The sequence below is a fragment of the Amycolatopsis japonica genome (genome assembly GCF_000732925.1).
GTDB classification, from domain to species: Bacteria; Actinomycetota; Actinomycetes; order Mycobacteriales; family Pseudonocardiaceae; genus Amycolatopsis; species Amycolatopsis japonica.
In genome coordinates this window covers 22,561-42,390 of the sequence record NZ_CP008953.1, presented here as the reverse complement: position 1 = coordinate 42,390, position 19,830 = coordinate 22,561, and the positions used below count along the sequence as shown (strand labels likewise).

Genomic DNA, 19,830 nt, shown 5'->3' with positions numbered 1-19,830 from the left:
GGATGCTGTCCTCGGGTCAGCTGCTGGCCGACCGGTACAAGCTGACGAACCGGATCGCCGTCGGCGGGATGGGCGAGGTCTGGCAGGCCAGTGACACGCGGCTGGACCGGACGGTCGCGGTCAAGATCCTCAAGGCGGAGCTGTCCGGCGACGCCGAGTTCCTGCACCGGTTCCGGACCGAGGCGCGGATGACCGCGTCGCTGAACCACCCCGGCATCGCCGCGGTGCACGACTACGGCGAGACGGTCGCGGACGAACTGTCGATCGCGTATCTGGTGATGGAGCTGGTCGAAGGCGATCCGCTGGCCGCGATCATCACCCGCGAAGGACGGCTGAACGCCGAGCGCACCCTCGACATCCTGGAGCAGGCCGGTAACGCGCTGCAGGCCGCGCACGAAACCGGTCTCGTGCACCGCGACGTCAAACCGGGCAACATCATGGTGACCCCGGCCGGGCAGGTGAAGATCACCGACTTCGGTGTCGCGAAGGCCGCCGACGCCGCCCCGGTGACCAGGTCCGGCATGGTCATGGGCACCGCCCACTACATCGCTCCCGAGCAGGCGCTCGGGCACAACGCCGAACCGGCGAGCGACGTCTACTCGCTGGCCGTGTGCGGCTACGAATGCCTCACCGGGCACCGGCCGTTCCTTTCGGAGAACGCGGTGACGGTCGCGATGATGCACATCCGCGACCTCCCGCCACCGCTGCCGCCGGACGTGCCGCCGGGCGCCCGCGCGGTGATCGAAGCGACCCTGATCAAGGATCCGAGACAGCGGTACAACAGCGGCGGCGAGTTCGCCGCCGCCGTCGCCGCGGTCCGCGCCGGGCTTCCCCTGCCGACGCCGTCCGGACTGGTGAACGTGGCCTACTCGGCCGGCCAGCCCGTGCTGCCGCAGCAGGTGCCGCCCGGCCCGCACTCCCCGCCGAACCCGATGGCGGCGGTGGGACCGGCGTCGCATCCGGCGATGCACCCGGTCACCGGCCCGCCGCCGATGGCGGTCCGCCGTCTGCCCGGCAGACGGCCACAATGGGGCTGGTGGCTGCTGCTCGCGGTGATCCTGATCGCAGTACTGGTGGCAGGAGCCTTCCTCATCGTGAGACTGGTCGGTTCGGGCAACGGACCGCAGTCGGGCGGCGTGGAAACGAGTGAACACGCGCCGGCTCCGGGTAAGAAGTCCGAAGGTCCTCCGCCGACATCCGCGTACCCCGCGGTTCCGACGGAGGGCGGCACCGAGGAGCCGGCCGGACAGGCGAATCCAGGAATGATGAGCAGCAAACCTTGGACGGAATGGAACGGCACGCAGAGATGAGCACACCAAGACTGCTCAGCAACCGCTACGAGCTGGGCGAGACGCTCGGCTACGGAGGCATGTCCGAGGTCCACCACGGCCACGACGTGCGCCTGGGCCGGGAGGTGGCGATCAAGATCCTGCGTGCCGACCTGGCGCGGGATCCCCAGTTCCAAGAACGTTTCCGTCGCGAGGCACAGAACGCGGCGGCACTGAACCACCCGGCGATCGTCGCCGTCTACGACACCGGCGAGACGAACACCGAGTTCGGCCCGCTGCCCTACATCGTGATGGAGTACGTCGAAGGACGGACTCTGCGCGACATCGTGAAGACCGAAGGCCCGATGTCGCAGAAGCGGGCCATGGAGGTCATGGCCGACGTCTGCGCGGCACTGGACTTCTCGCACCGGCACGGCATCGTGCACCGCGACGTCAAACCGGCGAACGTGATGATCACGAAGAACGGCGCCGTCAAGGTGATGGACTTCGGTATCGCGCGCGCCATGCACGACGGGCAGTCCGCGATGACGCAGACCGCCGCGGTGATCGGCACGGCGCAGTACCTCTCGCCGGAGCAGGCCCGCGGTGAGTCCGTCGACGCGCGTTCCGACGTCTACGCCGCCGGCTGCGTGCTGTACGAACTCATCACCGGCGAGCCGCCCTTCACCGGCGACTCGCCCGTGGCGGTGGCGTACCAGCACGTCCGGGAAGACCCGAACCCGCCGTCGTCGGTGAACCCGGCCGTGGCGCCCGAGCTCGACGCCGTCGTGCTCAAGGCGCTCGCGAAGGGCCCGGCGAACCGGTACCAGTCGTCCGCGGAAATGCGTTCGGACCTGGTCCGCACGCTGTCCGGTCAGCGGCCGGCCGCGCCGATGGTGATGTCGGAGGACGAGCGCACCCAGGTCATGGACTCCGACCGCCGGGTGCCGCCGCGCTACGACCAGTACGAGGAAGACGACGAGGACCCGGCCGCGAAGAAGAAGCGCCGGGCCTGGCTCATCGCCGGTCTCGTGGTCTCGCTGGCCGCCATCGTGCTGCTGATCATGTGGCTGTCGAACGCGTTCAACAGCACCGGCGCGGAGAGCAAGGCGATCCCGACGGTCGTGGGTCAGTCCGAGGCTTCGGCGAAGGACACGCTGCGGGGCGCTGGGTTCAACTCGTTCGAGCCGACCAAGAAGGTGCCCTGCACCGGCGAGGCCGTCAACGGGCTGCCCGCCTGCGACGAGAACGACATCGACAAGGTCATCGCGATCAGCCCGAACCAGGGCCAGGTGGCACCGACCACGGACAAGATCACGCTGACCGTCGGCGCGAAGCCGGGCAAGGTCAAGACCCCGGACCTCAAGGGCAAGACCGTCACCGAAGCGACGGCGGCGCTGACCGAAGCCGGTCTGAAGCTCGGCGCGACCACTGAGGACGAGACCGAAGACACGAACCAGGCCGGCAAGGTCATGTCGCAGAATCCGAGCGCGCAGGCCGAGGTGGACCAGGGTTCGAAGGTCGACATCACGGTCGGCAAGTCCAAGGAACTGAAGACGGTCCCGAACTACAAGGGCAAGACCCAGGCCGAGGCCGAAGCCGGGTTGAAGGCGGCCGGGTTCACCCCGCAGGTCACCAACGTGGACTCCGACCAGCCCAAGGGCACGGTGATCGACCAGACCCCGAACGGCGGCAAGCTGGCCGTCGGCGGTGTGGTCAAGCTGTCCGTGTCGAACGGCAACCAGGAGACCTTCGACATGCCGAACCTGAAGGGCATGACCGAGGACCAGGCGACGCGGCAGCTGCAGCAGCTGGGTTGGACCGGAAACCTGGACACGCAGGCCGACAAGAACGGTGACCGGGATCAGGCGGGCAAGGTCAGCAAGACCAACCCGCAGGCCGGTGCGAAGGTCGCGAAGAACGCGCCGATCACGCTGTTCATCGTGGAAGGCGACGAGACGTCGACGACGTCGAGCTCGCGGCTCTTCCCGCCTCCGTGATCCAGCGATGACGTGAGCAGGGCCCCGCACGGTTTCGTGCGGGGCCCTTTCATGTCAGCTTTTCGAGCAGTCCTTGGTATGCCTGCTGAATCCGCCCGGCGCTGGTCCGCACCACGACCGCCTTCGGTCGCGTGGCGATGAGCGCCACGAGCCGGTCGTACATCTCCGCCAGCCGTTCGGGCCCGCCCAGCATCTCGTGCGCCTCGACGTGTTCGGGCTCCGCAGCCGCGCGCGTGCGTTCGGCGAATCGCCGGAGCACGTTGTCCTTGGTGTCGAGGAGGACGATCTCGTGGAACTCCGCGGCCGTTTCGCCGGCGAGGGTTTCGAGGCGTTCGAGGAGATCGGCGCGGCCGAGGAACTGCGGGACGATCACGTCGTGGCCCGCGAGCAGATGGGTACGCGCGGCGCTCACGGCGAGGTCGCGGGCGAGAGTTCCGGCCTTCGCGGCGTTCTCGCGCCAGGCGCCGAGCTGGCCGCGAAGCCGGTCGATGTCGAGGTTCAACGTCAGCGGATGGTCGTCGGCGTACAACCGGGCGATGGTCGACTTCCCGCAGGCGGGCGGGCCGTTGAGCACGATGAGCCGCGGCATCAGGCGTTACGCCGGAGCAGATACCCGACGGCCGTGGCGCTCAGCAGCAAAGCAGAGACCGCGGCCACGACGGCCACGACGAACGGGCCGGTCAGAGGTTGTTGCGAGGTCAAGGCGCGCAGCAGCGGATTGGCCAGCGGCAGCCACTTCACCAGGAGCACCGCGGCGAGGGCGAAGATCGCGGCCAGGACGGACCAGCCGACACGCGGGACCAGCAGTCGTGAACAGGGCAGGCCGATCGCGATCCCGAACAGCGCGCACAACGCGTGCGCCGAGGCGCCCAGCGCGAAGGTGCCGATCGTGAAGCCGCCGGTCCGGAGGCCCGACCACAGCACCGTCACGAGGATCAGCACGACCGCGCAGCCGAAGACGGCCAGCGTGGCGCCGCCGAGGACCGATCGCCAACGTCGTGCGTGGCTGAAGGTCACCAGCCGCTGGACCGGGTCTTCGACGTCGAGCATCGCGATGGTCAGCCAGCACGAGACCACGAGGAGCGAACCAGCGCTGATCCCGTACTGCGGCAGCAGCGGCGACTTCGGATCCGTGTAGAGCACGGTGTTGACCGCGATGTAGGCGAGGATCGCGGGCAGATAGCGCTGGGAGTGGCCGAGCAGCGCGAGGTAATAGCGGGTCATGGCGAGCACGGCGCCACCTCCCGGACCGAAAAGCCCCGGTTGAGCGCGCGCAGCAGGACCGCGTCGGCGTGCCCGGCTTCGACCGTCAGGACGACCTTCCCGTCCTCGGCCACGACGTGGCTCACTCCGGGTTCGGAAGACCAGTCGACACTGGGGCCGTGCAGGACGATCCTTGTCGCGCTCTCGGTTTTCGCCACCGCTTCGACACGGGTCAGGAGTCCGTCGTCGATCCGGTAGACGTCGTCGGCGTGGGCGTGCACGACCGAGGCGCGGTGGTCGGTGAAGACCACGCTCGCACCCCGTTCCTTGGTCGCGGCGACGAGTTCGCCGAGCACGGTGTGGGCTTCGACGTCGAGACCGGACCAGGGCTCGTCGAGGATCAGCAGCTCCGGCTCGGCGAGGACCGCCTGGGCGAGTCCGACCTTCTGGGCGTTGCCCTTCGACAGCGTCCGCAAGGGCGCGTCCGGGCCGCCGACCAGCGCCAGCCTGTCCAGCAGGGGGTCGATCGCCGACAAGTCGACATGGCCGTCGATGCGGGCCATATGCCGCAGGTACGCCCTGGCGCTCATCCGCTGTCCCGCCGGGAAGCGGTCCGGCAGGTAGCCGACGCGCGGATCGCCCACGACGGTTCCCGAGGTCTCCCGGGCAAGTGCCGCGAGAATCCTGAGCAGCGTCGACTTCCCCGAGCCGTTCGAACCGAGGACACCGAGCACACGGCCCGCCGGAACGTCGAGGTCGACGTCGGCGAGCACGGGTTCACCGCGGCCGTAGCGCTTCCCGACTCCTTCGAGCCGGATCAGCGAGGTCACGCAGCAGCGGCCTTCTGCAGCGCGCGAGTCGCCTGTTCGAGTTCGTTGACCGTGACGTCGGGGACCGGGTGGCCTGCGGAGGCCATCCAGTTCGCCAGCATCCGGTGACCGCCCTGGGTGAGCACGGACTCGGGGTGGAACTGGACGCCTTCGAGCGGCAGCTCGCGGTGCCGCATGCCCATCACGACACCGGACTCGGTGCGACCTGTGATCTCGAACACGGCCTCGTCGATGGTTTCCGGCAAAACGGTCAGCGAGTGGTACCGCGTGGCGGTGAATTCCGCGGGGAGCCCGGCGAGCACTCCGTCGCCCGAATGGTGGACTTGACTGGTCTTGCCGTGCAGCAGTTCCGGGGCGCGGTCGACAGTGGCGCCGAAGACCACGCCGAGGGCCTGGTGGCCGAGGCAGACGCCGAGCATCGGGATGCGATCCTCGGCGCATTTGCGGATGACGTCCATGCTCTGACCAGCGCGTTCCGGGGTTCCGGGGCCGGGAGACACGAGGACCGCGTCGAACTCGCCGAGCTTGTCGAGCTCCACCACGTCGTTACGCCAGACGGTGCAGTCGGCGCCGAGCTGGGCCAGATACTGGACCAGGTTGTAGACAAAACTGTCGTAGTTGTCGACGACGAGCACGCGCATGAAGCCAGCTTAGCGGCTCCCACCAGGTGGACCGTACGCCAGATCACAATGATTGTTAGGGCTGCCTAACTTACCGTGGTAGGAGTGAGCCGTTCTCTTCGTGTAGCCATCGTGGGTGCCGGTCCGGCCGGCATCTACGCCGCCGACATCCTCGACAAGTCCGACGCCGACGTGACGATCGACCTGTTCGAGCGCATGCCGGCGCCGTTCGGGCTGATCCGGTACGGCGTCGCGCCCGACCACCCCCGGATCAAGGGCATCGTCACCGCCCTGCACAAGGTGCTCGACAAGCCGAACATCCGGCTGCTCGGCAACGTCGACTACGGGACCGACCTGAAGCTCGACGACCTGCGCCAGTTCTACGACGCCGTGATCTTCTCGACCGGCGCCATGGCCGACCGCGCGCTCGACATCCCCGGGATCGACCTCGACGGAAGCTACGGCGCCGCCGACTTCGTCTCCTGGTACGACGGGCACCCGGACGTGCCGCGCACCTGGCCGCTGAACGCGACCTCGGTCGCGGTCCTGGGTGTCGGCAACGTGGCGCTCGACGTGGCGCGGATCCTCGCGAAGACCGCCGACGAGCTGCTCAGCACCGACATCCCGGACAACGTCTACCAGGGGCTGAAGGCCAGCCCGGTCACCGACGTGCACGTGTTCGGCCGCCGCGGCCCGGCGCAGGCGAAGTTCACGCCGCTGGAGCTGCGCGAGCTGGACCACTCGCCGAACGTCGAGGTCATCGTCAACCCCGAGGACATCGAGTTCGACGAGGGCAGCATCGCCGCGCTGCGGGCGTCGAAGCAGATCGACATGGTCGTGAAGACGCTGCAGGAGTGGGCGATCCGCGACCAGGGCGACCGGCCGAAGCGGCTGCACCTGCACTTCCTGCACTCGCCGTGCGAGATCGTCGGCGAAGACGGCAAGGTGACCGGCCTGCGGACCGAGCGCACCGAACTGACCGGTGACGGCAACGTGCGCGGCACCGGCGAGTTCCACGACTGGGACGTCCAGGCCGTCTACCGCGCGGTGGGCTACCTGTCGTCGCATCTGCCGGAGATCCCGTTCGACCACACCACCGGGACCGTGCCGAACACGGCGGGCCGGGTGCTGGACATCGACGAGGAGCAGGTGCCGGGCGTCTACGTGACCGGCTGGATCAAGCGCGGGCCGGTCGGCCTCATCGGCCACACCAAGGGCGACGCGGCCGAAACCATCGCGAGCCTGCTGGCCGACGCCGACAGCCTCACGGCCCCGGCCGTCGAGGACCCCGACGCGATCCTCGGCTTCCTGACCGAACGCGGCGTTCCCTTCACCACCTGGGAAGGCTGGGGCAAGCTCGACGCCCACGAGAAGTCGCTGGGTGTCCCGCACGGCCGAGAGCGCGTCAAGGTCGTGGAGCGCGACGAAATGACCCGCATCTCGCGAGGCTGAACCCGTTCCGTGAAGGCCTCCTTCCCTACTCCATCCATGCCCCCGCCGCCGCCCTCAACGGACGCGCTGCGCGCGCAGCCCGGATTCAAGGTAGGGAAGGAGGCCTTCACGGCGTTCCCAGGTAAGCGAGGACCGCGAGAACGCGGCGGTTCGTGTCGTCCGAGGCGACGATGCCGAGTTTCGCGAAGATGTTCGCGGTGTGCTTCCCCACCGCCCCTTCGCTGAAGTGCAGCCGTCCGGCGATGGCGGCGTTGGAACAGCCTTCGGCCATCAAGCCGAGCACCTCGCGTTCGCGCGGGGTCAGCGCGGCGAGGGGATCGGATGCGTTGCCCGCCACCAGTTTCGCGATCACTTCGGGATCCATCGCGGTGCCGCCGCCTGCCACCCGGCGCACCGCGTCGATGAACTGGTCCGCGTTGAAGACCCTGTCCTTCAACAGATATCCGATCGCACCGGCTCCATCGGCCAGGAGTTCCCGTGCGTAGAGCTGCTCGACATGTTGCGACAGAACGAGAATCGGCAGCCCTGGGATGTCGCGCCGCACGGCAAGCGACACCTGAAGTCCCTCGTCGGTGAGCGTCGGCGGCATCCGGACGTCGACGACCGAAACGTCGGGCCGGTGCGTGCGCAGCGCCCGCTCCAGTTCCGGACCGGTGCCCACCGCCTCGACGACGTCGAAACCGTGCGCGGTCAGCAAATGCGTCAAGCCGTCTCGGAGGAGGTACTGGTCCTCGGCGACGACGCATCGGGGTCGAGCTGGCACGGGATCTCCATGATCGCCTTCGTCGGCCCGCCGAGCGGGCTGGTCAGAGCAAAAGTACCGTCGAAGGCGCCCAGTCTGCGTTCGATCCCGCGAATCCCGCTTCCCCTGGCCGCGTTCGCGCCGCCCTTGCCGTCGTCGGTCACTTCGATCCGCAACAGACCGTCGTCGTAACCCAGTTCGATCGATACTCGCCGCGCCTCACCGTGCTTCGCGGCGTTGCCCAGCAACTCACTGACCGCGAAGTACGCGCACGCCTCCGCGGGCTGCTCCAGCCGGGGCAGGGTGCCGTTCACCGAAGCCCGCAGCGGACTGTCGAGCGCCATCGCCCGCACCGCGTCACCGAGCCCGCGCTCCGACAACACCGGCGGGTGAATCCCCCGCACCAGCAACCGCAGCTCGGTCAGCGTCTCGGACGACGTCTGCCGTAGCTCGGCGGCCAGCCGTTTCGCCGCGGCCGGGTCGCTGTCGATCAGCGCTTCGACCGCGCCCAGCTTCATACCCATCGCGACCAGCCGCGACTGGACGCCGTCGTGCAGGTCCCGCTCGATACGCCGCAGCTCGGCGGCCTGCGCGACCGACGCGTCGGTCCGCGTCTGCTTCAACCGCTCGACACGCTGCCCCAGCCGCGAAGCCTCTGTCGGACCGAGAAGCAGCTTCGCGAAACGTGCTCCCAGACGGGCGAGCCAGGGTGTCAGGACCAGCCCGGCTGCGGAGGCCGCAAGGGCCACCGGGGTCAGCGCGAGCGCTTGCCCGAACGGACGCCAGACCCAGAGCGCCACCACACCCCAGAGACCGCCGAACACCAGCGCCGCCGTCGGCACCACCATCAACAGCAGGACCACGGAGTTGACCACCGCGGCCGCCAGGTCGCGCCAGGTCGCGCGGTCGGATATCGCCCAGCGCAAACGCGCGCGCCGGGCCGGCCACCATGGCGTGTCGTACAGCTGTCGTCCGTACCGATACATCCCGTCCGCCCGCGGCACGGGGAACGGCGGCTCCGGCAGATACGGCCGACCGATCCGCACGCCGGTCCAGTTCTTGGCCTCGCGGCGCAGGGTGTCGGTCACCGAACGACCGGCGACGACCATCGCCGGGAACAGCGGCGCCGGCCAGATCAGGACGAGCAGCGTCGGGATCGCCATACCCAGCTGCGCGACGGAAAGCGCGAACAGCCCCAACTGGAAACCGAGCGCTTTCAGCCTCGTCTTGATCCAGCCGTCGCCGGTGCGAGCCGGACGAGGCCCAAGCCACCAGCGCGTCCACTTCCCGTACAGGCGAAGCGCGCGCGGCCCGGCCAGCAGGACCGCGGGCACGAGCACCAGACCGGCCAACGGATTCCACAGCTGCCAGCCGAGATCGCGTCCGGTCGCCGGATCGTCGGAGATCCACTCGAACCGTTTGGTCCATTTGATGAACCACGACCGCTTGAACAGGCTGTTCCCGTCGCGGTACCAGCCGTCGCGCTCACGTTCCGGTTCGGGCGGCGCCGGCCGATAGGGCGACCCGACCTCGACCCCGCACCAGCGTCCGGCCAGGCGCCGGGTGAGCGCGGCACGCGGACGCGTCCCTTCGAGCGCGAGTGTGTAGGCGAAGACCAGGCCGACGCAGAGCAGGCAGAAACCCACCAGTTCGAGCAGCAGGTCCAGCCAGCTCACCAGCGCCAAGCCCGCGAGCACGAAGCCCCGGCGCACGGAGGTGAGATAGGTGCGGATCATGCGACGAAGTCTTCCCCACCGCCCCTGCCCAGCACAGTGACCGCAGGCCCCCGATCGGGGTGGGTCCAGCCCCACCCCAACTGTGGGTTCAGCGCCATTCTGACCAAGTCCGTTGCGCCATAACGTTTTTCGCATGCCAATCATCGAAGTCACCAACCTCCGCAAGACGTACGGGGAGCACGTCGCGGTCGACGACGTTTCGTTCCACGTGGAACAAGGCGAGATCTTCGGGATCCTCGGGACCAACGGCGCCGGCAAGACCACCACGGTCGAATGCCTCCAGGGACTGCGCACGCCGGACTCCGGCGCCATGTCGGTCCTCGGCCTCGACCCGGGCAAGGACCACGCCGCTCTGCGGCAGCGCCTCGGCTCGCAACTCCAGGAGAGCCGCCTGCCGGACAAGATCAAGGTCCACGAGGCGCTCGACCTCTACGCCTCCTTCTACGCGAACCCCGCCGACACCGGCGACCTGCTCGCGAAGCTCGGTCTCACCGGGCAGCGGGACAAGTACTTCGGCAAGCTTTCCGGTGGTCAGAAGCAGCGCGTCTCGATCGCGCTCGCGCTGGTCGGCCGCCCCGAGGTCGCCGTCCTCGACGAACTGACCACCGGACTGGACCCGCACGCCCGCCGCGACACCTGGAAGCTCGTCGAGGCCGTGCGCGATACCGGCGTCACCGTCCTGCTCGTCACGCATTTCATGGACGAGGCCGAACGCCTTTGCGATCGCCTCGCGATCTTCGACGCCGGGCGCGTGGTCGCCACCGGCACCCCGGACGAACTCCGTGACCGCGCCGGTAAATCCACTTTGGACGAAGCCTTCGTGACCCTGACCGGCCGTGACTGAGCAAGGAGACGACGAATGAACACGCTCGCCAAGATCACCCTCACCGAAACGAAACTCGCCCTCCGCACGCCCGGCTTCGTCATCGGCGGGCTCGTCCTGCCGACGGCCATCACGGCCATCCTCGGCGCCATTCCCGCCATTCGCGCGGACAGCGAGACACCGACGGGCATGCGCTTCCTCGACGCCTGGGTGCCGTCGATGGTGGTACTCACCATCGCCATGATGGGCCTGCAGGCGATCCCCGGGATCATCGCGACTTACCGCGAACAGGGCATCCTCCGCCGCTTCGCCACCACACCGGTGCACCCGGCGCAGCTGCTCGTGGCGCAGCTGATCATCAACGTCACCGTGACCATCGGCGGAGTCGGCATCCTTCTCCTGACGGCGGGCGTCGTCTTCGACGTCCCCACTCCGCGTCACCCGCTCGGCTTCCTGTTGACGTTCTTCCTCGGCACGACCGCGATCTTCGGGCTCGGCCTGATCGCCGCCTCGGTCGCCAAGACCAGCCGCGCCGCGAGCGGGATCGCGTTGATCGCCTACCTCCCGATCATGTTCCTCGGCGGCGTCTACCTGCCGCGTCCCCTGCTCCCGGAGGCCATCCGCGACATCGGCGCGTACATCCCGCCGGGCGTCAAAGCCCTCGAAGACGCGTGGACCGGCGCCGGGGCGCAACCGCTGCAACTCGCCGTACTGGCGGCTTTCGCGGTGGGCAGTTGTGTCTTGGCGGCGAAGCTCTTTCGCTGGGAGTGACGACGGCTTCCGCCAAAGTGGTGATGATGATCGTTTTCTCTTGTGGCTCGGGCCGCGGGTGAGTAGTCAGGTAGATGGCCCACGTTCACCGTGTCTCTCTCGGAGGTTCGATGTCTCTGGATGTATCGCCCGCGCTGCTGGAGAAGGCCGAGCGCGGGGAGGTCTCCGACGCCGAATTCGTCGCCTGTGTCCGGGAGTCCCTGCCCTACGCCTGGACCGTGATCACCGGTGTCATCGCGGAGGCCGAGGGCGCGGCCGACGGGTTCGCCGACAACGAGACGCCGCCGCCGAGCGAGGCCGAACGCGGTCAGCTGCTGCGGGCGCTGGCCTCGGACGCCATCCGCGGCGGCCTGGAACGACACTTCGGCGTGAAGCTCGCGTTCCAGAACTGCCACCGCGTCGCCGTGTTCAAGAAGTCCCAAGTGGACAGTGACCGCTACCGCGCGTTCGTCTCCGTCCGCGGCCAGCTGCTGAACCAGAGCCCGGAACTGCGCGACTGCTAGCCGCGACGCAGCGCGGGTAGCACTTCTTCCCCGATCCGCGCGATGTTCTCGAGTGTTCCCTCCGGCGTACCGGACGCTTCCACCATCATGATCACGTGGGAGACCCCGGTACGCCGGATGCTCGTTCCCAGCCTGTCGACGCAGTACTCCACGCCGCCGATCGGGTGCATCTCGCACAGCCGGTCGGTATAGGCCACCGGATCCTTGTCCAGGCCCCGTTTGCCGTCGAGGTAGACGTGCCCGGCGAAGCCCTCTTTCAGGGAACCCGGCAACGCGGACCGCACGATGTCCAGCGCGTCGTCCCCGACCTGGCACATCACCGTCGACACGTGCTCGGCGGCGGAATCCCCGTACGCGGCAAGGGTTTCGATTTTGCCGTCGTCGTCGGTGTGCAGCCCGAGCAGCATCGGCAGCCCACGATCGGCGGCGAGCCGCACCGCCCGCGAGCCGGCGTCCCCGCAGGCCACGACCAGCCGCGGGGCGCGTTCCGGCCGCGGCACCATCGGCACTTCGCGGAACTTGAAGTGATCGCTGTCGGCCGAGACCGTCTTCGCCGTCATCGCCGCGAGCATCAGGTCGAGGCTCTCCCCGAATCCCGTTTCGTAGCGGGAAGCACCGGTGCCGAACACCTCGAGGTCCTGCCACGGCCCGCCGCGGCCGACGCCGATCCGCAGCCGTCCGCCGGAAACGGCGTCGAGCAGCGACCACTGTTCGGCGAGCGCCACCGGGTGCGCGACGGACAGCACGCTCACCGCGGTGCCGACGGCGATCCGCTCGGTACGGCCGAGCACGTGCGCGGCGAGGGTGATCGCGGACGGGCAGACGCCGTACGGCATGAAGTGGTGCTCGGCGAACCACACGTCGTCGAATCCGGCCCGCTCCGCGGCGATGGCGGCGTCGACCGACCGGCGCAGCACCTCGGCGTCCTCCTGGCCGGGAAACCGGCCGGAGACGAGGAAGACGCCGAACCGCGCGGCTACTGGACGCTCACTTCGTTGAACCAGAGGCGCGGTTCCAGCCACGGGAAGACGACGAACATCAGCAGCGCCACGATCCCGAGCGCCAGCACGACCGCCGTCGCCAGTTTCACCGCGAAGGGGCCCGGCAGCTTGCGCCAGATCCAGCCGTACATCAGCGCGCCTCCGAGATCTTGGGCAGGAGTTCGGCGTAGGAGCCGACCTGGTTCTTCGGCACCTGCTGGGCCAGCACCGCGTGGATGATGAGCCGTTCCTTCGCCGAGAACTGCGGGTGACACGTCGTCAGCGTGAGCAGCGAGACCTGCTCGGCCTTCGGGAGGATCTCCGGATCCTTGTACGGCACCGGGTTCACCGTGTCGCCCTTGGTCGGGAACACGATACGGCGGCCGTTGGTCTCGCCGTAGGGCCCGCCGTCGGCGGCGTTCGGGTTGCGCAGCGTCCCGACGTTCTTGCACTTCGGCTGCGCGCCCTTGCCCTCCGCCCAGCCTTCGACCTCGTCCTTGTACGGCAGCACCTTGTAGATGTAGAAGTCGGTCTGCGTCTCGATGACGATCTGGTCGCAGGAGCTGAGGTTGTCCAGGTCGTTGAACGGCGCGCCCTTGCCGACGCGGTGGCCGGCGACGGCGAAGTTGCCCGGTTCGCCCGGCAGCGCGGTGCCCTTGTAGTGGCCGGGGCCGACTTCGAGCGCGGCCTCGGTGGTGCCTTCCTGGATCGTGAAGTTGAAGTCGGCGCCGAACACCGGGATGTGGATCCTGGCGAACGCCTTCCCGTCGACCAGTTCCGGATGCAGCTGCCGGTCCTTGCCCCACTCGCCGTCCAGCTCGGAACTGGCCTCGGACTGTTTGCCCGCGGAGAACAGGTCGGTCACGTAGACCTCGTAGACCATGAACAGCAGCACCACCAGGCCGGCGGTGATGAGGAGCTCGCCCACGGTCCGGATCGCGACGCCGCCCTTGCCCAGCTCGCGCGGCGGCGGACGTTCCTCGGTCGCGGTGCCACCGCCGACCGGTTCGAAGATGACGGTCTCTTCGGTCGACCCCGGCGGCGGCATGGGGCGACGGCGCGGCGGGGGCGCGTCGCTCCGGCGGCGCGGCGGAGGACCTTCGTACGCCCTGCCGTCCTGAGGCCTCCGACGCGGTGTCGGCGCTTCTCCCTGGCCGCGACGCGGCGGGATTGAGTCCTCCGGCCTACGCCGGGGGGCCGGACGGCCTCCGCCGGGTGGTCGTTCGGAGTACCGCCGACGGTCCCCGCCCGGCTCTTCCCGCTCAGCCACGCAAAGCTCCTCAGTCTCGAACCAAGCCACTGCCGAACCGTCTGTGACACCATTGTCACAGTGCGGGAAATCGACCGGTCCCGGACGGTGCCCAGCGGCGCTCGTTTACGTTAACGTGTGCACGTGGCGCTGGTTGCGCACCCGAAAGCGGGTCATCGCCACCAGGGAAGCCGAACAGTACGCGAGGAACACGATGCCGAAGTCCAAGGTCCGCAAGAAGACGGCGTACACCCCGCCGACCGATCGCCGCACGCCGGTGAAGGTCAAGGCCGCGGGCCCGTCGAACCTGTTCTACAAGATCGTGATGTTCGGCCTCATGCTGGTCGGCCTGTTGTGGCTGGTCGTCAACTACATCGCGGGCGACAAGATCCCCTTCATGGCGGATCTGGGCAACACGAACTTCGCCATCGGTTTCGTGCTGATGATCGCCGGGTTGCTCATGACGATGCGGTGGCGGTGAGCATTACCCCGGATGGCGGCTTGACGCCGAATTACACCGGTGTGACTCATCCCCAGTGTGGATAACCCCTGTGGATAACTACCCCACCTCGTGGGCGCCGCAGCGGAACGTTGTGGTAGTGGCCTGGGTACTCACCCTGTTGCTGCTGGCAGGCGTGCTGTGGCTGGCCATCGGCGGCGACGTCGGTGGCACCGTCCTGACCGGGGTCGCGATGCTGTCCGTCGGCGCGCTCGCGTTGCACGGCACGCTGCTCCGCCCCCGGCTGGCGGCAGGCCCCGGCGGACTCCTGGCCAGGACCGTGGGCGGTGCGCACCGCTACTCCTGGACCGAAGCCCGGCTCCGGCTTCGCACCACGCGACGGCTCGGCCGGGACAGCCTGACCCTGGAGGTCGAATCCGGCGATCACCTGCTGGTGTTCGGCCGGATCGACCTCGGTGAGGACCCCCGCGACGTACTGGACGTCCTCACCGCCCTCAAGGGTCAGGCGTTGTCGTAGTAGTGGACGTCGCCGTTCGGGCCGTGTGACCAGCCCGGGACGGCCGGGCCGACCGCGGGCGGCGCGTACTCCCCGAAGATCTCGTACGGCGAAGCCGGCGAGCAGATCGGGTTGATCTTGACGACGCAGTTCCGCAGCGACCCGCTGAACTTCGCTTTGACGTGCCGGGGCCGCTGGTCCTCCACCACCGCCGGACCCGCCGTGATCTCCCAGCCGGTGGCCGCGCCCGGCCCCGTCGTGCCGACGGTCTGCGTGGCCGCCGAGGACGTCACGCCGGGATCGCCGAAGCAGATTTTCAACGCCGAATCGACGTAGGCGACACGGAGCGTGATGGTGCTGCCCGAGCCGAGGAAATAGCGTTTGGTGTAGGTCTGGCAGGTCTCGGCGGCTTGCCCGGCCTGCGCGACCGCGGGTGCCGATACCGACGCCAGCACGGCGACGGCGGCGAGAGCTGCTGCTTTCCGGATCTTCATCTCAACCCCCAAGTTGACGATGCACATGATCAACTCGAAGGTACCCAGCCCGACCGCTTCTCGATCGGGTTTTCGGATGACCCACTCGGAGGAAGTGCGGCTACTCCGGGTAGCAGGCGTAGGAGGGCACGCCCCGGCTGGTCGCGAGCTCACACGTCGCGGAAATCGTCTGCGAGTCCTTCCAGACGACGAGCCCGATCATCGCCACCACGACGATCGCGATCCCGCCGAGCTGCCATTTCAGCCGGTTCTTGTCCGGCGCGTACAGCAGCGCGAAGGTGGCCAGGAGGCCCGCCACGAACCCGCCGGCGTGCCCGAGGATCGAGATGCCGGGCACCTGGAAGGTGATGAAGACGTTCAGGCCCAGGATCACCAGCAGCCACGTCGGGTTGAGCCGCAGCTTGATGACGATGACCGTGTACGCGCCGATGAGCCCGAAGATGGCGCCGGACGCGCCGACCACGGGGACGGCGTCCAGGTCGCTGAAGACCAGGTTCGCGGCCGAGCCGCCGAGCAGGGAGACGAAGTAGAGCACCGTGAACGGGACGCGGCCGAGCGCCGTCTCCAGCGGGCGCCCCACGAACCACAGTGAGAACGCGTTGCTCGCGATGTGCAGCAGGCCGTACTGGAGGAAGCCCGAAGTGAGGATCCGCCACCATTCGTCGCCGGCCAGCGTCGCGGGATTCCACAGCTGGCCGTACTGGAACAGCTCGGAGAAGTTGTTGTTCGCGATGCTGCCGGACTGGACGACCGTGATGAGGAAGACGATGACGTTCAGCGCCAGGAGGACCGGCGTCACGACAGCCGTCCGGGCGGGCTGGGCGCCCGCGAGGGTGCGCGAGCCGTAGCCGGCGTCGCGGTACTGCTTCTGCTGGGCGCGATCCTGCTGACGACCGGCCTGGACGCAGTCCGTGCACTGGAAGCCCACGGCGGCTTCGCGCAGGCAATCCGGGCAGGCCGGACGCTCGCAGCGTGCACAGCTCAGCCCGGTCGGCCGGTTCGGGTGCCACCAGCAGCCGGGCATGGCGGCCTGCTGGTACTGGGGATTCGGTGGTTGGCTCACGATGCCACCAACCTACCGAAATCCCCGGTAACAGGCTCTGCGATCAGCGGCTGATGCTGACCTTCTCGATGACGATGTCCTGCAGCGGACGGTCGGCCGGACCGGTCGCCGTGCGGCCGATCGCGTCGACGACGTCGCGGGAAGCCTGGTCCGCGACCTCGCCGAAGATGGTGTGCTTGAAGTTCAGGTGCGTCGTCGGCGCGACGGTGATGAAGAACTGCGACCCGTTGGTGCCGGGTCCGGCGTTGGCCATGGCCAGCAGGTACGGCTTGGAGAACTGGAGCTCCGGGTGGAACTCGTCGCCGAACTTGTAGCCGGGGCCGCCGCGGCCGGTGCCGGTCGGGTCGCCGCCCTGCAGCATGAAGCCGTCGATGACGCGGTGGAAGATCGACCCGTCGTAGAACGGGCCCGAGTTCGTTCCCTGCGCGTTGGGCTGGGTGTACTCCTTGCTGCCCTCGGCGAGCCCGACGAAGTTCGCGACCGTCTTCGGCGCGTGGTCGGGGAACAGGTTCAGGTTGATGTCACCCTGGTTGGTGTGCAGAGTGGCCTTCAGCGCGCCACCAATGAGGGATCCCTTGCTTTCAGTCACGAGCTTCATCGTGCCATCTGCGGCAAGATCTGGGGAAAAGGGGCACGATAGGTTACAAGCAACGAAGCAGAATCAAAACGATTGATGAGGTGAAGGCCATGACCCGGGCCGCAGATTCGGTGAGCGAGTCGGCGAAGGCCGGCGCGCTCGGCCTGCGCAAACGTGCTGTCGAGGCGGGTAAGGAAGCCACCGCCCACGCCGTAGAGGTAGCCGAGCAGAAGCTCTCCGAGAGCGCCGGTGAGATCGCTAAGACCAGCCGTCGCGCGCGCAAGAAGCTCGCGAAGAAGACGGAACTGACCCGCAAGGAGCTCAAGCGGAGCTCGAAGGCGGCTCGCAAGGAGGCGCTGGCCAGGCTTTCCGAGATGCGGAAGCCGGGCCGCAAGGCACGCAAGGCCGCCATCCAGGCCGCGAAGTCCGCCGGTGAGTCCAAGCGCCGGGGCAAGAAGGACTTCAAGGCGGCGAAGAAGGACTTCAAGGCCGCGCTCGTCGAGGCGAAGACCGCTGCCAAGGGGACGCGCAAGCGTCGTCGCTGGCCGTGGGTGATCGGTATCGCCGTCGTCGGCGCCGGTGCCGCCTACGCCCTGCGTTCCAAGCAGGAGCCGCCGGTCGCGCCCGCGCCGCCGAAGGCTCCGCCCGCTCCTCCCGCCAAGCCCGCCGCTCCGGCCGCGGCCGCTCCGAAACCGGCACAGCCGGCGAAGCCCGCCGCTCCGGCGAAGCCCGCCGCTTCCGGTCCGGCTCCGGCCAAGCCCGCGGCTCCGAAGAACGGGCACCAGGCTTCGAACGCGGGCTCCGCCGACAAGAAGAACTGACGCCTCACCCTTTTCTGCTTGTCGCGAAGGGCCGCCCAGGACCGCTTCTCCGGTCCCGGGCGGCCCTTTCACGTCTTGGCGACGGGGACGGTGCGGGTGAGCGTGTGCCCCCGGCGCATCCGGCCGTCGGGGGTGAACTCGCCGAAGAAGTACACCTCGATCGTGAGGTCCCTCTTGCGGTTCGTCACGTACAAGGTGCTCCGGGCGGCGATCCGGTCCCCGCCCGCCACCGCTTCGTGCACCTCCCATCGCGCGGTGGGCCGGTTCTTGCGGACCGGGTGGGCGTGCGCGATGAGGTTGTCCCGATCCATCCGGTGGCCGTCGGCGATCTGCACGATGTCCGGCGTGTGATAGCGGTCGACGATCACTCCCGCGTCCTCGTCGCTGTTCACCAGGTCGTCGTGGAACGACAGGTGGAACTCCGCGATGAACTTCTTCGGGTCCGTGCCGTGGAAAGGCGCCATGGTCGCTCCCAGCCTCACGAAACATCTCTTACAGGCTGTAAGATATCCACGACCCATCAATTCTGACAAGGTGTAAGAGATGTCTCGACCCTCGGCGCGGAACCGGCGCTCCGACGCACAGCGCAGCAGGGCTTCGATCCTGGACGCGGCGCTCCGGACCCTCGGCGCCGATCCCGACGCCGGCGTCGAAACCATCGCCACCACCGCGGGCGTGACCCGTCAGACGGTCTACGCCCATTTCCCTTCACGAGGGGAACTGCTGGCCGCGGTACTCGACCGCATCACCGAGGAGGCCGTCGCCGCGATGGACGCCGCGGCCCTCGACGACGGCCCGGCCGCCGAGGCGCTGGTGCGGCTGATCGAAGCCGGCCGCCGCACGTCCGGGCGGTACCCGGCCCTGCTCCGGAAGATCACTTCCCTGCCCGCGAGCCCGGACGACGATCAGCGGCGCCACTCACCGGTCGCCGAGCGGCTCGAACGCGTCATCCGGCGGGGCAAGGAGACGGGCGAGTTCGACGATCGGCTGCCGACGGGCTGGCTGGTGGCGGTCACCGTGAAACTCGGCCACGCCTCCGGCGAGGAGGTCGACTCCGGCCGGATGTCCGCCGACGAGGCGGCGGACGCCTTGCACACGAGTCTGCTCCGGGTATTCGGCGCGACATCGTAAACGCGATGAAGGGGCGCCCTCCACTCCCAACAGGATGTTGAAAGCGGACCGGGCGCCCCTTCGGCGCGCTTTACGTCAGCGCGATCAGACAGACGCAGCGTGCTTGTCGATCAGCTGGCCGAGGCGGGGCAGGGCCTCCTCGACGTTCTTCTTACCGTTCGGGCGCAGCTTCGAGTACACCTTCTTGATGCTGTCGCGGCTGCTCTTCTCGGCGCGCGAGTCGGTGACCGACAGGAGCGCGTCCGAGGCCTCGTCGCTACGGCCGACCAGGTAGGCGCCGAAGTCGTTGCCGCCCTTGGCCTTGTAGTCACCGTAGAACGGCTCGAGCGCACCGGTGAAGTCGTCGAGCAGGGTGTCGACGGCGGCGGGGATGATGCCCGGCTTGATCTTCTTGACGGCGGCGAAGCCGGTCTTCACGACGGCACCCGAAACGCCGCCCTTGTCCGAGACCTCGGCGTCGACGAGGCCTTCGAAGTCGCTCACGACCGCCGGGCGACGGCTGGAGTCGAGCAAGATTTCCTTGAGGGTGTCAGCCACGAAACCTGTCCTTTTGTCTTATGGGGAGAAATGATCTTTTGTGCCGCCGAGCCACACCGCAAGGCGGCCTCCGC

At 68.4% G+C, this 19,830-nt stretch carries 24 protein-coding genes; 10 read left to right on the top strand and 14 right to left on the bottom strand.

What is annotated here, in order from left to right; genetic code table 11:
- Nucleotides 1–2 precede the first annotated feature (2 nt).
- Both AJAP_RS00230 and pknB read left to right on the top strand, forming a co-directional pair.
- On the top strand, nucleotides 3–1,310 hold the full coding sequence (locus AJAP_RS00230) for a protein kinase domain-containing protein (RefSeq protein ID WP_038507096.1): 1,308 nt from the start codon (nucleotides 3–5) through the stop codon (nucleotides 1,308–1,310).
- Complete coding sequence (gene pknB / locus AJAP_RS00225) at nucleotides 1,307–3,268, top strand: Stk1 family PASTA domain-containing Ser/Thr kinase (RefSeq protein ID WP_038507092.1); 1,962 nt, start codon at nucleotides 1,307–1,309, stop codon at nucleotides 3,266–3,268. Before AJAP_RS00230 ends, pknB begins: the two co-directional genes overlap by 4 nt.
- Before the next feature lie 49 nt (nucleotides 3,269–3,317).
- Here pknB and AJAP_RS00220 read toward each other — a convergent pair whose 3' ends face one another.
- From AJAP_RS00220 to AJAP_RS00205, 4 genes are read right to left on the bottom strand one after another with little or no spacing between them, the layout of a single operon-like run.
- A complete protein-coding gene (locus AJAP_RS00220; protein ID WP_038507090.1) occupies nucleotides 3,318–3,857 on the bottom strand; it encodes an AAA family ATPase in 540 nt (179 codons plus the stop codon).
- Nucleotides 3,857–4,501, bottom strand: coding sequence for a hypothetical protein (locus AJAP_RS00215; RefSeq protein ID WP_038507087.1), 645 nt, complete (start codon nucleotides 4,499–4,501; stop codon nucleotides 3,857–3,859). Before AJAP_RS00215 ends, AJAP_RS00220 begins: the two co-directional genes overlap by 1 nt.
- On the bottom strand, nucleotides 4,489–5,301 hold the full coding sequence (locus AJAP_RS00210) for an ATP-binding cassette domain-containing protein (protein WP_084097982.1): 813 nt from the start codon (nucleotides 5,299–5,301) through the stop codon (nucleotides 4,489–4,491). Before AJAP_RS00210 ends, AJAP_RS00215 begins: the two co-directional genes overlap by 13 nt.
- On the bottom strand, nucleotides 5,298–5,942 hold the full coding sequence (locus tag AJAP_RS00205) for an aminodeoxychorismate/anthranilate synthase component II (RefSeq protein ID WP_038507085.1): 645 nt from the start codon (nucleotides 5,940–5,942) through the stop codon (nucleotides 5,298–5,300). Before AJAP_RS00205 ends, AJAP_RS00210 begins: the two co-directional genes overlap by 4 nt.
- 111 nt (nucleotides 5,943–6,053) lie before the next feature.
- Between AJAP_RS00205 and AJAP_RS00200 the strand changes: the two genes are divergently transcribed.
- Entirely contained in the window at nucleotides 6,054–7,373 is a 1,320-nt protein-coding gene (locus AJAP_RS00200) for an FAD-dependent oxidoreductase (protein WP_038507083.1), read from the top strand.
- Between the two features lie 106 nt (nucleotides 7,374–7,479).
- Here AJAP_RS00200 and AJAP_RS00195 read toward each other — a convergent pair whose 3' ends face one another.
- Nucleotides 7,480–8,136, bottom strand: coding sequence for a response regulator transcription factor (locus AJAP_RS00195; protein WP_038507080.1), 657 nt, complete (start codon nucleotides 8,134–8,136; stop codon nucleotides 7,480–7,482).
- On the bottom strand, nucleotides 8,076–9,851 hold the full coding sequence (locus AJAP_RS00190; RefSeq protein WP_038507077.1) for a sensor histidine kinase: 1,776 nt from the start codon (nucleotides 9,849–9,851) through the stop codon (nucleotides 8,076–8,078). Before AJAP_RS00190 ends, AJAP_RS00195 begins: the two co-directional genes overlap by 61 nt.
- A gap of 133 nt (nucleotides 9,852–9,984) precedes the next feature.
- On the opposite strand from AJAP_RS00190, the gene AJAP_RS00185 reads away from it, so the two are divergent.
- The 3 genes from AJAP_RS00185 to AJAP_RS00175 all read left to right on the top strand — a co-directional run bounded on the left by AJAP_RS00185 (nucleotide 9,985) and on the right by AJAP_RS00175 (nucleotide 11,948).
- The gene (locus AJAP_RS00185; RefSeq protein ID WP_038507075.1) at nucleotides 9,985–10,695 is read left to right on the top strand and encodes an ABC transporter ATP-binding protein; all 711 of its coding nucleotides are present in this window, start codon (nucleotides 9,985–9,987) and stop codon (nucleotides 10,693–10,695) included.
- Nucleotides 10,696–10,710: 15 nt separating this feature from the next.
- Complete coding sequence (locus AJAP_RS00180) at nucleotides 10,711–11,445, top strand: ABC transporter permease (RefSeq protein ID WP_038507072.1); 735 nt, start codon at nucleotides 10,711–10,713, stop codon at nucleotides 11,443–11,445.
- 110 nt (nucleotides 11,446–11,555) lie between these two features.
- Nucleotides 11,556–11,948 (top strand): SCO5389 family protein, encoded by a 393-nt coding sequence (locus tag AJAP_RS00175; protein ID WP_005161845.1) that lies wholly within the window; start codon nucleotides 11,556–11,558, stop codon nucleotides 11,946–11,948.
- Here the strand turns inward: AJAP_RS00175 and AJAP_RS00170 are convergent.
- The 3 genes from AJAP_RS00170 to AJAP_RS00165 are packed head-to-tail and all read right to left on the bottom strand — an operon-like array spanning nucleotide 11,945 to nucleotide 13,976.
- On the bottom strand, nucleotides 11,945–12,970 hold the full coding sequence (locus AJAP_RS00170; protein ID WP_228694823.1) for an LLM class flavin-dependent oxidoreductase: 1,026 nt from the start codon (nucleotides 12,968–12,970) through the stop codon (nucleotides 11,945–11,947). The genes AJAP_RS00175 and AJAP_RS00170 overlap by 4 nt on opposite strands.
- Entirely contained in the window at nucleotides 12,925–13,080 is a 156-nt protein-coding gene (locus AJAP_RS44305) for a hypothetical protein (RefSeq protein ID WP_005161850.1), read from the bottom strand. The genes AJAP_RS00170 and AJAP_RS44305 overlap by 46 nt, the downstream gene beginning before the upstream one ends.
- The gene (locus tag AJAP_RS00165; RefSeq protein ID WP_143202463.1) at nucleotides 13,080–13,976 is read right to left on the bottom strand and encodes a class E sortase; all 897 of its coding nucleotides are present in this window, start codon (nucleotides 13,974–13,976) and stop codon (nucleotides 13,080–13,082) included. The genes AJAP_RS44305 and AJAP_RS00165 overlap by 1 nt, the downstream gene beginning before the upstream one ends.
- A 415-nt stretch (nucleotides 13,977–14,391) precedes the next feature.
- Here AJAP_RS00165 and crgA point away from each other — a divergent pair, with 415 nt between their 5' ends.
- Both crgA and AJAP_RS00155 read left to right on the top strand, forming a co-directional pair.
- Nucleotides 14,392–14,658 (top strand): cell division protein CrgA, encoded by a 267-nt coding sequence (crgA, locus tag AJAP_RS00160; RefSeq protein ID WP_037308756.1) that lies wholly within the window; start codon nucleotides 14,392–14,394, stop codon nucleotides 14,656–14,658.
- A gap of 118 nt (nucleotides 14,659–14,776) precedes the next feature.
- Entirely contained in the window at nucleotides 14,777–15,154 is a 378-nt protein-coding gene (locus AJAP_RS00155) for a PH domain-containing protein (protein ID WP_051972290.1), read from the top strand.
- Here AJAP_RS00155 and AJAP_RS00150 read toward each other — a convergent pair.
- The 3 genes from AJAP_RS00150 to AJAP_RS00140 form a co-directional block, all read right to left on the bottom strand.
- The gene (locus tag AJAP_RS00150) at nucleotides 15,139–15,627 is read right to left on the bottom strand and encodes a hypothetical protein (RefSeq protein ID WP_016330486.1); all 489 of its coding nucleotides are present in this window, start codon (nucleotides 15,625–15,627) and stop codon (nucleotides 15,139–15,141) included. The genes AJAP_RS00155 and AJAP_RS00150 overlap by 16 nt on opposite strands.
- A gap of 100 nt (nucleotides 15,628–15,727) precedes the next feature.
- Entirely contained in the window at nucleotides 15,728–16,690 is a 963-nt protein-coding gene (locus tag AJAP_RS00145; RefSeq protein WP_084097980.1) for a rhomboid family intramembrane serine protease, read from the bottom strand.
- A gap of 43 nt (nucleotides 16,691–16,733) precedes the next feature.
- Nucleotides 16,734–17,288: a peptidylprolyl isomerase gene (locus AJAP_RS00140; protein WP_037333946.1), complete on the bottom strand. Its 555-nt coding sequence runs from the start codon at nucleotides 17,286–17,288 to the stop codon at nucleotides 16,734–16,736.
- Nucleotides 17,289–17,377: 89 nt separating this feature from the next.
- Between AJAP_RS00140 and AJAP_RS00135 the strand changes: the two genes are divergently transcribed.
- Complete coding sequence (locus AJAP_RS00135; protein WP_038522080.1) at nucleotides 17,378–18,088, top strand: hypothetical protein; 711 nt, start codon at nucleotides 17,378–17,380, stop codon at nucleotides 18,086–18,088.
- 68 nt (nucleotides 18,089–18,156) lie between these two features.
- Here AJAP_RS00135 and AJAP_RS00130 read toward each other — a convergent pair whose 3' ends face one another.
- Nucleotides 18,157–18,552 carry a nuclear transport factor 2 family protein gene (locus AJAP_RS00130; protein WP_038507059.1) on the bottom strand — a complete coding sequence of 132 codons (396 nt, stop codon included), beginning with the start codon at nucleotides 18,550–18,552 and terminating at the stop codon, nucleotides 18,157–18,159.
- 79 nt (nucleotides 18,553–18,631) lie between these two features.
- On the opposite strand from AJAP_RS00130, the gene AJAP_RS00125 reads away from it, so the two are divergent.
- The gene (locus tag AJAP_RS00125) at nucleotides 18,632–19,219 is read left to right on the top strand and encodes a TetR/AcrR family transcriptional regulator (RefSeq protein ID WP_038507056.1); all 588 of its coding nucleotides are present in this window, start codon (nucleotides 18,632–18,634) and stop codon (nucleotides 19,217–19,219) included.
- 84 nt (nucleotides 19,220–19,303) lie between these two features.
- On the opposite strand, the gene AJAP_RS00120 is transcribed toward AJAP_RS00125, so the two are convergent.
- A complete protein-coding gene (locus AJAP_RS00120) occupies nucleotides 19,304–19,756 on the bottom strand; it encodes a DUF6918 family protein (protein ID WP_038507053.1) in 453 nt (150 codons plus the stop codon).
- Between the last annotated feature and the right edge of the window lie 74 nt (nucleotides 19,757–19,830).

Bases quoted from the DNA above. Each gene is read 5' to 3' on its own strand.
- AJAP_RS00230 (WP_038507096.1), top strand. From the start codon at position 3: ATGCTGTCCTCGGGTCAGCTGCTGGCCGACCGGTACAAGCTGACGAAC.
- AJAP_RS44305 (WP_005161850.1), bottom strand. From the start codon at position 13,080: ATGTACGGCTGGATCTGGCGCAAGCTGCCGGGCCCCTTCGCGGTGAAA.
- AJAP_RS00150 (WP_016330486.1), bottom strand. From the start codon at position 15,627: ATGAAGATCCGGAAAGCAGCAGCTCTCGCCGCCGTCGCCGTGCTGGCG.
- AJAP_RS00135 (WP_038522080.1), top strand. From the start codon at position 17,378: ATGACCCGGGCCGCAGATTCGGTGAGCGAGTCGGCGAAGGCCGGCGCG.
- AJAP_RS00130 (WP_038507059.1), bottom strand. From the start codon at position 18,552: ATGGCGCCTTTCCACGGCACGGACCCGAAGAAGTTCATCGCGGAGTTC.
- AJAP_RS00190 (WP_038507077.1), bottom strand. From the start codon at position 9,851: ATGATCCGCACCTATCTCACCTCCGTGCGCCGGGGCTTCGTGCTCGCG.
- AJAP_RS00220 (WP_038507090.1), bottom strand. From the start codon at position 3,857: ATGCCGCGGCTCATCGTGCTCAACGGCCCGCCCGCCTGCGGGAAGTCG.
- AJAP_RS00205 (WP_038507085.1), bottom strand. From the start codon at position 5,942: ATGCGCGTGCTCGTCGTCGACAACTACGACAGTTTTGTCTACAACCTG.
- pknB (WP_038507092.1), top strand. From the start codon at position 1,307: ATGAGCACACCAAGACTGCTCAGCAACCGCTACGAGCTGGGCGAGACG.
- AJAP_RS00140 (WP_037333946.1), bottom strand. From the start codon at position 17,288: ATGAAGCTCGTGACTGAAAGCAAGGGATCCCTCATTGGTGGCGCGCTG.
- AJAP_RS00165 (WP_143202463.1), bottom strand. From the start codon at position 13,976: ATGCCGCCGCCGGGGTCGACCGAAGAGACCGTCATCTTCGAACCGGTC.
- crgA (WP_037308756.1), top strand. From the start codon at position 14,392: ATGCCGAAGTCCAAGGTCCGCAAGAAGACGGCGTACACCCCGCCGACC.
- AJAP_RS00185 (WP_038507075.1), top strand. From the start codon at position 9,985: ATGCCAATCATCGAAGTCACCAACCTCCGCAAGACGTACGGGGAGCAC.
- AJAP_RS00180 (WP_038507072.1), top strand. From the start codon at position 10,711: ATGAACACGCTCGCCAAGATCACCCTCACCGAAACGAAACTCGCCCTC.
- AJAP_RS00125 (WP_038507056.1), top strand. From the start codon at position 18,632: ATGTCTCGACCCTCGGCGCGGAACCGGCGCTCCGACGCACAGCGCAGC.
- AJAP_RS00175 (WP_005161845.1), top strand. From the start codon at position 11,556: ATGTCTCTGGATGTATCGCCCGCGCTGCTGGAGAAGGCCGAGCGCGGG.